Here is a 10349-nt window from a genome sequence, read left to right as displayed (position 1 = left end):
AGCTTAGTTATATCAATTATGTTTTTAAATTGTTCACTAAAGAAGAATGCTTTTAAATTATGGCTTCTTTTGAATAGATTTTTGAAACATAGATGGTACGCGAGATAAGTTGTACAAGCTTACTAAGAGGTATGCAATATGGTAGGTAGCCGAAACAAGCCAACGTTAAAATTACTGCTATTACCCAGTATGATGGCAGTTAGTCTGATGCTAAGTGCGTGTCAAAAAGAAGCGGCGTCTAGCGAAAATGATACATCGCAGGGTGCTGAAGCTGGCGAGATGACAGACTCAGCCGTAAGTGAAGGTCTAGTATCTAGTATGAGCCCTACATCAGACGAATCAGAACCTGTTGAATTAACCGCTCAAGACAAGCTGACGACCACCTTATCTCATCATCGTTGGACGTTAGTAAGTGCAGTCGACGCCAATGAACAACTTATGGCTGAATTTGCGAATATCAACAGTCAGGTAACGCTTGCATTCAACCAGTATCAAGGGCAAGACACGCTAAGCTATAGCGTAGGCTGTAATACGATTAGTGCTGGCTATCAGTTAAAAGGGCATACCTTAACTACTGAAGAGGGTATGAGTACGAAGATGTCTTGTGGCGAGTTAGATATGGCAGAAAACATCTTGAATACGTTGATGCAGGGCAGTAGTGAGTTCAAAATTGATCAAGGCGATAATCCAGTATTGACCCAGTTTACTGACGATGATGTGACTTTAGTATGGAATGGTAGGCTTACTGCACAAGCGAAATATAACAGTAAGGGTGAAACAGTATTTTGGGCAGTAAACTCTGAAACTGTACCTTGCGAAGCAGGTAACTCTGAGCAGTGCTTACAAGTTAAGCCTATTACTTATAATGATCAGGGCATTAAAACTCACGAAGAACAGTGGCGAGTATTCGTTGGTGAAATCGATGGCTATCAGCATGACAGCAAACACGAAGAAGTATTACGCTTACAACGCTATCCACTATATATCGATGAATTATCAGAGACTAATGAGCCAACTAAAGATGATACTACTGATGAAAAGTATGCCTATATATTGGATGCTGTGATTGAAAGTGCAGTTGTAGAGTAGCTTACTGTAGTTTGAGCTTTGAAATGCTCATAGCCATAAAAAACACGCGTCTAATAGCGCGTGTTTTTTATGGGGTGTCTAATTTGCTGTTTATCTATTTTGACGATTGTTTTCTTTAACACCTCGCTATTTTAAAGCTGATCTTTAACGTAAGTTACCTAAATCTTCTTCGGTCAAACGCCAACGGCCTTTCTTTTTAGAAGCACCGCGGCCACGCATGGCGCTATTCAATATCAGTTTGTTCATTGAATGGCTTGAGTGAGCATGACAGATGGCGCAGGCAAGACCATCGGCAGCATCTTGTTGCGGTACGACTTCTAACGCTAATATCCGGCACACCATCTCTTGCACTTGTTCTTTGGCCGCTGCTCCATAGCCACAGACGGCTTGTTTGATTTGCCGAGCCGTATATTCTGATACTTCTAAATCTAGTGCAACCATCGCTGCAATCGCTGCACCTCGTGCTTGCCCAAGCTTAAGTGCAGAATCAGGGTTTTCCGCCATAAATACTTGCTCAATCGCCGTATAGATAGGCTCGTCTGCGTATTTTAAATGATGCTGTGTGATACGGGTTAGTCCATTAAAGATACGCTTGAGGCGTTCAGGCATCTCTTTGGTATCTGTACGAATCGTCCCTGCATCGATATAGGTCAGCTTGTCACCTGTCTGCTGTACTATCCCATAACCGGTCATGCGTGACCCTGGGTCAATGCCTATAATAATTGCCATAATATTCCGTCTTGCTTACCTGTCATTTTATATACAGTCCTATAGAAATCGGATATGGAGTCAGACTCGCTTAGCCTACTGCTAGTAGCACTGACGTTTGTCTTCCTTGTATCCAAATTATATTGTACCGACTATATGGCTTAAAAATTAGCCTTAAGTTTGATAGTATAGCAACCAATCCCCATATACATCATATGTTAGCCATTTTAATTTTCATGGCGCTCAATTTATTGGTTTTTATTTTATAGGACGACACTTTATGGGTCAGATAGTTGGTATAGCCATCGTTTGGTTTATTATCGAGATGCTACTGTGGTATTTGCTTGCTCAATTTATGAGCGGCTGGTGGGTGTTTATGTGGTTTATTATCGCCGCGGTTATCGGTATCTCCTTGATGCGCAAAGGTATGGCTGCTCTTAATCCAATGGCACAGCAAATGAAAGCTGGTGGCATGATGAACCCTGCGATGCGTCCGCCAGAGACCACGATGATTAAGAGTATCGCGATGGCAGCTGCAGGTATTTTATTGCTTATTCCTGGGGTACTTAGTGATTTGATGGCGCTGTTAGTGGTATTGCCACCTGTGCAGAAAAAGCTAAAAGACTTGGCCAATAATTACGTCATGAATAACCAGCAAAAAATGATGGAAATGATGGCCAAGCAGATGGGTGGTGGTCAAAATCCATTTGGCGGTGCTAGTGGTATGGGCGGTCAAAACCCGTTCGGTGGTGCAGGTGGCATGAATGGTCAGAATCCATTTGGTCAACAGCAGCAAAACCCATTTGGTGATGTGTTTAAACAGCATACTACGGTTGATGGTACTGCCAAAAACATCCCTAAAGATGTCAAGAAAATTACCAAGTCTGCTAATGACGAATAACTATATAGTTAAATCACTACCACCAAAAAGCCCCTTTCGTCATCGACGAAAGGGGCTTTTTGGTGGTAGTGAATAAATTGTAAGAAATATATTTACTAACCGAATGAAACAACCGAAGTGCCGCTGTAAGATGGTGACCCATGAACCGTGAAGTTCAGGGCGGATGCGTCATCATCTCTGCAGGTTTCCTGATACACCGCAAGCGGTGCAGGCATACACAATGAGACAATAGGTACCACATCCTGGTAAAGCATTATCGGCTCAGGGAATAAACATCTACTAGCCAACACTTCAGAATAGTTTTATCTTAACCAATGAAAAGAGTGATTGCAAGTCTGAATTACAGATTGATACGTAGCTTGGTTAATTGGCCGCATTTATATTGTCTTGCATAGAAAAATCATCGCAAGATAACCCTATAAAATTATTCATAAACTCACGAAAAATGCTCAGTTTTTCAGCTATTTCAAGATGTGTGTTAATATAGAGGGCTTTATATTCCCTTACACAGCATTATAGGCGTTCATTCACTCGAGGAGCGGTAATATATGACCAGTACCCAACAAGCATCAGACTCTATTGATAATAATAAAACACAGCTTAGCAATAACCAAGACGGTGCACAGAATAAAAAAATACCGCATGTCTTGATGATATTGGACGGCTTTGGTCATCGTGAAGAAGATAAAGATAACGCCATCGCTGCTGCCAATATGCCAAATTTAGACAAGATTTATCAGCAATATCCTCATGGGCTTATTTCAGCTTCAGGGGAAGATGTTGGTTTGCCAGATGGTCAGTTTGGTAATTCAGAAGTCGGTCACATGAACTTAGGCGCAGGGCGTGTTCTTTATCAGGACTCAACACGTATCTCAAGTGAACTTGCCAATCGTGAATTCTATAAAAATGAAGCATTGGTCAATGCCGTAAAAGCGGCTAATGAGCGTGGCGGTAACGTCCATATTATGGGCTTGCTCTCTGATGGCGGCGTCCACTCACATCAAGACCATATCGAAGGCATGTGTCATTCAGCATTGGTCCATGGTGCCAAGAATGTCTTTATTCATTGTTTCTTAGATGGCCGTGATACCCCGCCTAAATCTGCTGATAAGTACATCAATCGTCTGCGCGACTATATTGATAAATTGAATGCTCATTACGAAGGTGGCCGCGTACAGATTGCGAGTATCATCGGTCGCTACTATGCAATGGATCGCGACAATCGTTGGGATAGAGTGCAAAAAGCTTATGAGCTGATTACTGAAGGCAAAGCTGATCGTCTATCGACACGGGCAGATGGTGCTGTCCAAGCTGCTTATAAAGCGCGTGAGACCGATGAGTTTGTTAGTCCAACGACCGTAATTGGACGTGATGAAGTGCCATATACTGTCAATGATAACGACGCACTTATTTTTATGAATTTCCGTGCTGACCGCGCTCGTGAACTTGCCCAAGCGTTTGTCTTGCCAGATCATGAATTTTCTGGATTTGCACGTCAAAAACAGCCAAAACTGGCGGCATTTGTGATGCTAACTAAGTATTCAGATGTCCTAGCTGACAATCCAAAAACAAGCATTGCTTACTACCCAACGTCTTTAGCCAACACATTGGGAGAGTACTTGCAGGATCAAGGAAAAACTCAACTACGTATTGCTGAAACTGAAAAATATGCGCATGTGACGTTTTTCTTTAGTGGTGGCCGCGAAGAAGAATATCAGGGTGAAACCCGTATATTAGTGCCATCTCCAGACGTTGCGACTTATGATCTACAGCCTGAGATGAGTGCGCCTGAAGTCACTGATAAATTAGTAGAAGCGATTGAGTCTGGTAAGTATGATGTATTGGTGGTCAATTATGCCAATGGTGATATGGTTGGGCACACAGGTATCTTTGATGCAGCGGTAAAAGCGGTAGAAGCTTTGGATGTATGTGTTGGCCGTATCGAGTCAGCAGTGCGTGCTGCTGGTGGTGATATGCTTATCACAGCCGATCATGGTAACTGCGAGCAGATGCAAGACTATGAAAGCGGACAAGTACATACACAGCATACGACAGAACATGTACCATTAATTTACGTAGGTGAGCAAAAGCTACAAGTACGCCGTGGCGGCAAACTTAGTGATGTGGCGCCGACTATTTTATCATTGATGAACGTTGACGCCCCTACTGAAATGACAGGTGAGAGCTTATTGGTTCCAGCAGTCTAGGCCAGTCGAGTTAAACCACAGTACTTGAATGACTGTGGTTTATACTGACTTGACAGCTGTACCAGAAGATATCAAAAAGGAAAGGATAACCTATTATCCTTTCCTTTTTTTGTGATACATTTTACTTAATTTACTTGCAATACTATGCTAGTTCGAAATATGCGTTTGGTGCTATCTTATAAATCGCTATATAACGATAAATTCGTATTCTCTATTATTCAAATGAGTTCTTTTATGCAGCCTATTTCTTTTGCACGTTCTTTTTTATCCAAAGGGTTAAGTAAATCAGTAGGGAGGGCGTCAGTCGCGTCCACGGTTTTGCAGCCTGCAATTATAATAGGTGTGCTTGGTTGTGCGATGGGCGTAAATGCACAAGCAGCAGTGGAAGCTTCTACAAATAATAATCCTACAAACGGTTTACAGCTCATTAGTCTAAATGCAGATGAGATAGCGGATGAAAACGACGCTGATAATTTATCGAATATTGCTGATATGTTAGATGTCGCCGATGAGCCAGATGACTCGATAGATAGTGTGCCAGATGAAAGCGCGCTAACAGATGATGCCGATGATATTGATACGGACATTCCAGCAGAAGTTGCACAAGTATCGTTAAATGCTATCTCTCCTGAGACGCTAAAGACATTTGTGGCTGTGGTGGACTTAGTACGTCGTCAATACGTCGATGCGGTCAATGACGAAGAGTTATTTAGCAATGCGATGAGCGGTATGCTGACCAAACTTGACAGCCATGCTGAGTTTTTGGACGCAGAAGCTTATGAGAACCTGCGTGCTTTTACTGAGGGTGACGTTGGTGATATTGGTATTAAGGTTAATTACCGACCAGAGGCAGGTTATTGGGTTGTGACAGAGGTTATCGATGATTCACCTGCAGACAAAAAAGGCATCGCAGTTGGTGATTATTTGCATCAGGTTGATGAGTTTAAGCTAGACGAAGGGCGACAGGTCAATGATGTTGAACAGCTCTTAACGGGTATCGCTGGTACGCAGGTAGATATCATTACTTCTAAAGCTGGTCGCCGTAAGCATACAACGACGTTGCAGCGTAATAATAGTCATCCGCAGATTATCGAGACCAAACTGATTGATGGTATTGCCATTGTCAAATTACCGGCGTTTCAAAACAACAGCCGTGAGAAGTTATTAGAAGGTTTAATTAACCTAAATGCTCCGATATCAGGCATTTTACTAGATATGCGTGATAATCCAGGTGGCGTACTGACATCAGCAGTGAGCGTTGCCAGTTTATTTATGGATGATACCGATGTGGTGCAGGTGCAAGCACGTCAAAATAAATCACGGGTACTATCGACCCAAGGTGATGCGATACTTAAGCCTTTGCCATTAGTGGTATTACAAAATCGCTATTCAGCATCAGCAGCAGAGGTGCTTGCCAGTAGTTTACAAGTACAAAAACGCGCTACTATTATCGGTGAAGTCAGCTATGGCAAGGGCTCAGTACAATCAGTCATACCGTTAAACGATGAGCAAGCCGTCAAATTGACGGTGGCCAATTATATGACGGCAGCAGGCAAACAAATAGACGAGATCGGCGTAGAACCTGATGTGACTTTATCAGGCAGCGAGAACACGTGGGAACAGCAAGCATTAGAATTAGTAAAGGCGCGCGCGCTTGATTCGGGTATTCGCTTTGTTAGAAAAATTGCTACGAAAGAATAGACTTTCTTAGCAATTAATTAACAGCACATACCATTCAACGCTTAAAAATATTTGAAGATGTCGCTTAAAAGAAGCTAATCAGACGCATCTTCAGAAATTTCGAGCTTTTTCATACGGTAGCGTAAAGAGCGAAAGGTGGTTCCTAATAATTCAGCTGCTTGGGTTTTGTTCCAGCCAGTTTGTTTGAGTGCCGTGATAATCAGCTGCTTTTCTTGTTCCTGCAAATAATGCTCTAACCCTTGAGGCGGTAATTGACCGTCGAACAATTCTGGTAAACCTGATATGTCTTTAGAAGTTTCTTGTTGGGCGGTGGAGTCAAGGAGCGACTCTTCGTCATGAGTACTTGCTACGTTGGTTGACGAACTATCATTACTAGTTGACGAATGCTGAACCATTGAAGGGTAGTGGTTGGTGTTAGTACGATAAGGATGTAAATTGGTTGCCTTTTGCTCAACCTGCGTCGCTATATTGCGACTAGATTGAATGACTTGCTCACCGTCTTTTGTAGATTGGTCTGTAGATTGAACGTCTATTTGATTTTCTAAGTTACGGGCAAGTAGCTCAGAGCTATCGATAGCTGAGCTATGATTTTGCTCTTGTGTATTTACAAGCTCAGTTTCAATGTCAGGAAGACCTAAATGACTAACGTCAATGTATGAGGTTTCAGCTAACGTAACTGCACGCTCCAGTAAGTTACGTAGTTCACGGACATTACCCGCAAAATCGTGGCGTTGTAAGCGTTCGCAGGCTTCCATCGTCAATGACGGCGGCGACTCTAATTGCCAGTCATCAGCAATCATCGCCAAAAAGTGGTCTGCTAATACAGGAATATCATCACGGCGTGCATTAAGCGTTGGAAGCTTTAGCTCAATGACATTGATGCGATAATATAAGTCTTGTCGAAATGCACCATCTTGTACCAATTGGCTCAGGTCTTTGTGAGTGGCAGACAAAATGCGGATGTCTACTGGCACTTCTTTTGTATCACCAATTGCCCTTACTGTTTTTTCTTGAATGGCACGTAACAATTTAACCTGCATGGCTAAAGGTAAATCTGCCACTTCATCTAAAAATAGCGTGCCACCATTGGCTTGCTGGAATAACCCTTGTTTATCAGCGACAGCCCCTGTAAAGCTGCCTTTTTTATGACCAAAAAACTCCGACTCCATTAACTCCGATGGTATCGCACCGCAGTTCACTGGTACAAAGCTGCCATCACGCCGTGGACTTAAATCATGGATCAATCTGGCGACCACTTCTTTACCTGTGCCAGAAGCGCCCGATAAAAACACAGGTGCCTGTGAGCGTGCTAGCTTTAAAATGGTATTTTTGAGGGGATGCATGACAGCAGAATTACCAATCAATCTACTATCTAGCATTTTTTGTTCAGGAGAGCATTCCGGTGCGGCCTGTACTTCGTTATCTTGATGAATAACTTTTATGGCATTCTCTACTAGTTGGCGCAGACGTGGTAGTTCTAGCGGTTTATTGACAAAATCGAAGGCACCAAGCTTTAATGCCTCAATGGCTAAATCCATGCTGCCATGAGCCGTAATCACCGCTATTGGAATATTAGAGCTATTGCTAATTTCTTTTACCAGCTCAAGTCCCGAGCCATCTGGCAGTTTTAAATCCGTCAGACAAAAATCGTAGTCATTGTCTTGCCAAAATGTTCTTGCTTGCGACAATGTATAAGCCACATCACTTTTGATACCCATTTTAGTTAGGGTAATTTGCATCAATCGACATAAATCTACTTCATCATCGACGACTAGCGCGGTTGTTGTCATACATCATCTCATCGTATTCAATGGCTATAAAATCAATAGCTGGGTCTAAATAGGCGTATAGTTTCATACAAAGTTGGAACTTAAATATTTGATACTATAATCTCATTTCAAATATTATATTTTGCAAAAACTAATTCGAAATAATATAGCTTTCAAAGGATGAATTTAGGTAAGATTTTCTTCGATAGTATAAAATTTATTATCAGATTTGATAGAAGGCACAATTAATCGAAAGCATGTTTTTTCATGTTCAGGAATGTAGAGTAGACGTGCTTGATTGGCTTCACAAAATGCTTGTGATAAATAGAGCCCTAGCCCTGTACCAGCTTTATCTGTTGTAAAAAATGGATCGAACAAAAGTTCTAAATTTCCAGCACTAACACCATTACCATTATCTAATATATCGATTATAACATCGTTGTCTGCGCAGTAAATGTCGATTTCTACATAAGCATGAGGATGAGAATAGCTACTATAACGCAGGCCATTATTAATTAAGTTGATCAATATCTGCTCTAACTGATGAGTATCAAATGATATGATGGGTTTGGTTTTTATTCGTAGAAAAATGTCGTGTCCTTGAAAGTAATTCTCCAAAAACGATGGCATCCATTCAGCCAATTCGAGCACCTGCTGGGTAGCCGTCTGCTGACGAGATAGCTTTAAAATATCCTCAATGATACGGTTTACACGTTTTGTCTGTGAAAATATCATTTCATAAAGCTCATGGTTGCCGGTCATGGCAGCATTCGATTCACTTGTTAATGCACTGTCATCTTCCATTTGTTCTGCAACATCTTCCATTAATAGCTGGCTGGCTTGCGATATCGCTGCTAATGGGTTTCTGATTTCATGGGCAATACTGGCAGTTAATTGCCCTAAAGAAGCCAGTTTCAGTTGTTGAGCGCTGGCTTGCTCACGGCGTAAATCTTCTAATATGACAAGTTTGCTATCGTCTTTTAGTGGAATAATCTGTACGCGTAATTTGCCAAATATTGAGGCATTTGCCACAGCTGGCACATCGTAGGTAAAAGCGCGTGACTGCCCAGATGCTACCGACAAGCAGGCATTAAATAACTGTGTATGCTGCTTATTGAGTTGCTGCTCAAAATTGGAGAGAAGTGCTTTGTTATGAGTCTCTTTTGTATCGTCAAGGGTATTCTGTGCTGTGACAGGCGTGACAAGAGAAAGGCTCAGCAATTGATGTGCGGCAAGGTTTGCTAAGACAATATGTTGCTTATCGATAACGATAACACCATTCACCATCTGTGTGATGACCTCTTGATTAATCACGTTTAGTCGCTCGACTTCCTTAGCATGGTTTGCCGCGACTTTCTCAAGCTGTACCAATCGTTGAGAGATAGACCAACTCAAACCGCCCACTGCTAAAAAGCTCGCCGACATCAGTAGCGCATCACCTAGATTGGCTAGACTCATGCTGTTAGCAATAGCGTAAAAAAACTGCTGATAAATAACGAGAATGATGGCAAGTAAAGTAATAACCAACGCTTGTGAGCCATGTAGTAGCATAAAGCTAGCCGCGACGACCACCATGTATAGCATGGTTAACTGCAAATCAGGGTTGCCTGTCGTGTAGAGCAGTAGACTTAATATAATAACGTCTAAGGCCAGTCCGAATGCCAGTTGGCGGCGCATATGTTTTGTAACGACATAAAATAATCCAAGCAGTATCAAACTTAACAGTACATAGAAGCTTAGAGTCGTTTGTTGTAAAAAACTCGGTAAAGAAGTGCCATCACCTGTACGAGCACTAATGTATAGCATGAGCATAGAGAACAGGCTAACAACGAAGCGATAGCTGCTATAGATCAGCCCCAACTTACGCAACTGCGGCAGAGGAAGCGTATCGTCATGATGTACATAACGAGTAATGGCAGAGCTAAGATTGGTAGCAGGGTTCATAAACTGGCCGTAATAAAATAAACGCTAAAA

Annotated in this window: 7 protein-coding genes and 1 other RNA gene; 4 read left to right on the top strand and 4 right to left on the bottom strand. The window is 42.1% G+C overall.

The window, feature by feature from the left end; genetic code table 11:
• Positions 1-138: 138 nt before the first annotated feature.
• Positions 139-1089: an META domain-containing protein gene (locus CXF62_RS03535; RefSeq protein WP_102092932.1), complete on the top strand. Its 951-nt coding sequence runs from the start codon at positions 139-141 to the stop codon at positions 1087-1089.
• A 144-nt stretch (positions 1090-1233) separates the two neighbouring features.
• Here the strand turns inward: CXF62_RS03535 and ruvC are convergent, their stop codons facing one another.
• Positions 1234-1818, bottom strand: a complete 585-nt coding sequence (ruvC, locus tag CXF62_RS03530) for a crossover junction endodeoxyribonuclease RuvC (protein WP_057760973.1) — start codon at positions 1816-1818, stop codon at positions 1234-1236.
• A gap of 259 nt (positions 1819-2077) precedes the next feature.
• On the opposite strand from ruvC, the gene CXF62_RS03525 reads away from it, so the two are divergent.
• Positions 2078-2698, top strand: coding sequence for an FxsA family protein (locus CXF62_RS03525; protein WP_102092931.1), 621 nt, complete (start codon positions 2078-2080; stop codon positions 2696-2698).
• 105 nt (positions 2699-2803) lie between these two features.
• On the opposite strand, the gene ssrS is transcribed toward CXF62_RS03525, so the two are convergent.
• Positions 2804-2999, bottom strand: a non-coding RNA gene (gene ssrS, locus CXF62_RS03520) — 6S RNA.
• A 247-nt stretch (positions 3000-3246) separates the two neighbouring features.
• Between ssrS and gpmI the strand changes: the two genes are divergently transcribed.
• Complete coding sequence (gpmI, locus tag CXF62_RS03515; protein ID WP_082624622.1) at positions 3247-4905, top strand: 2,3-bisphosphoglycerate-independent phosphoglycerate mutase; 1659 nt, start codon at positions 3247-3249, stop codon at positions 4903-4905.
• A gap of 234 nt (positions 4906-5139) precedes the next feature.
• Complete coding sequence (locus CXF62_RS03510; protein WP_102092930.1) at positions 5140-6606, top strand: S41 family peptidase; 1467 nt, start codon at positions 5140-5142, stop codon at positions 6604-6606.
• Positions 6607-6680: 74 nt separating this feature from the next.
• On the opposite strand, the gene CXF62_RS03505 is transcribed toward CXF62_RS03510, so the two are convergent.
• On the bottom strand, positions 6681-8396 hold the full coding sequence (locus tag CXF62_RS03505) for a sigma-54-dependent transcriptional regulator (protein ID WP_102092929.1): 1716 nt from the start codon (positions 8394-8396) through the stop codon (positions 6681-6683).
• A gap of 165 nt (positions 8397-8561) precedes the next feature.
• On the bottom strand, positions 8562-10319 hold the full coding sequence (locus CXF62_RS03500) for a sensor histidine kinase (protein WP_102092928.1): 1758 nt from the start codon (positions 10317-10319) through the stop codon (positions 8562-8564).
• Between the last annotated feature and the right edge of the window lie 30 nt (positions 10320-10349).

It is taken from the genome of Psychrobacter sp. MES7-P7E (assembly GCF_002863645.1).
Classification (GTDB): domain Bacteria; phylum Pseudomonadota; class Gammaproteobacteria; order Pseudomonadales; family Moraxellaceae; genus Psychrobacter.
The sequence above is the reverse complement of the archived record's forward strand: the minus strand, read 5'-3'. Positions and strand labels throughout refer to the sequence as shown.

What these genes read in the sequence shown, in the direction of transcription:
- CXF62_RS03535 (WP_102092932.1), top strand. Translation starts at nt 139, where the DNA reads ATGGTAGGTAGCCGAAACAAGCCAACGTTAAAATTACTGCTATTACCC.
- ruvC (WP_057760973.1), bottom strand. Translation starts at nt 1,818, where the DNA reads ATGGCAATTATTATAGGCATTGACCCAGGGTCACGCATGACCGGTTAT.
- CXF62_RS03525 (WP_102092931.1), top strand. Translation starts at nt 2,078, where the DNA reads ATGGGTCAGATAGTTGGTATAGCCATCGTTTGGTTTATTATCGAGATG.
- gpmI (WP_082624622.1), top strand. Translation starts at nt 3,247, where the DNA reads ATGACCAGTACCCAACAAGCATCAGACTCTATTGATAATAATAAAACA.
- CXF62_RS03510 (WP_102092930.1), top strand. Translation starts at nt 5,140, where the DNA reads ATGCAGCCTATTTCTTTTGCACGTTCTTTTTTATCCAAAGGGTTAAGT.
- CXF62_RS03505 (WP_102092929.1), bottom strand. Translation starts at nt 8,396, where the DNA reads ATGACAACAACCGCGCTAGTCGTCGATGATGAAGTAGATTTATGTCGA.
- CXF62_RS03500 (WP_102092928.1), bottom strand. Translation starts at nt 10,319, where the DNA reads ATGAACCCTGCTACCAATCTTAGCTCTGCCATTACTCGTTATGTACAT.